This window comes from Microbispora bryophytorum (assembly GCF_006874465.1).
In the GTDB taxonomy this organism is placed as follows: Bacteria; Actinomycetota; Actinomycetes; order Streptosporangiales; family Streptosporangiaceae; genus Microbispora; species Microbispora bryophytorum.
Genome location: NZ_VIRL01000071.1, coordinates 1 through 866, shown reverse-complemented (window position 1 = coordinate 866; position 866 = coordinate 1). Strand labels below are relative to the sequence as shown.

Below are 866 nucleotides of genomic sequence, written 5' to 3'. Positions count from 1 at the left end.
TCACACCCGCCTCGCTCACGCCTGGCCCACCCGCTGCCGCTGACGGCCCAGACCCTCGATCTCCAGCTCCACCACATCCCCCTCCCGCAGATACGCCTGCGGGCCACGCCCCAGCGCCACACCCGCCGGAGTGCCGGTGTTCACCACATCACCCGCCTCCAGCACCATGAACTGGCTCAAATACCAGATCACATGATGCACCCCGAAAATCTGATTCTTCGTATCCCCGTCCTGCCGCAACTCCCCGTTGACCCACAACCGCAACCCCAGCGCCTGCGGATCCCCCACCTCATCAGCCGTCACCAGCCACGGACCCAGCGGATTGAACGTCTCACACGACTTGCCCTTGTCCCACTGGCCCCCACGCTCATTCTGAAACTCCCGCTCAGAGACGTCATTGGCCACCGCATACCCCGCGATCACCCCCGCCGCCTCCGCCGGCGACGACAGATACCGCGCCGTACCCCCCAGCACCACCGCCAGCTCGACCTCATAGTCGGTCTTCACACTGCCCCGCGGCACCAGCACCCCGTCATCCGGCCCCACCACCGTGTTGGACGCCTTCATGAACACCACCGGCTCAGCCGGGATCGCCGCCCCCGTCTCCTCCGCATGATCGGAATAGTTCAACCCGATACACACGACCTTTCCCGGCCGCGCCACCGGCGCGCCCACCCGCTCGAACGGCCCCGCCTCCGGCAGCCGCCCCTCCGCCAGAGCCGACCGCACCCGTTCCACACCGCCCCCCGCAAGGAACGCACCATCGATGTCGGCCGTCAACGACGACACGTCCAACACCCGCCCGTCAGGCGCGAGCACGCACGGCCGCTCCGCACCCACCGGACCCACCCGCAACAGCTTCACGA

General features: G+C 68.0%; 1 protein-coding gene. It reads right to left on the bottom strand.

Features of this window, described 5'->3' with window-relative positions:
• Positions 1-15 precede the first annotated feature (15 nt).
• Positions 16-866: fumarylacetoacetate hydrolase family protein (locus tag FLX07_RS35850; RefSeq protein WP_223854467.1), on the bottom strand; the 851-nt coding region annotated here is incomplete at its 5' end.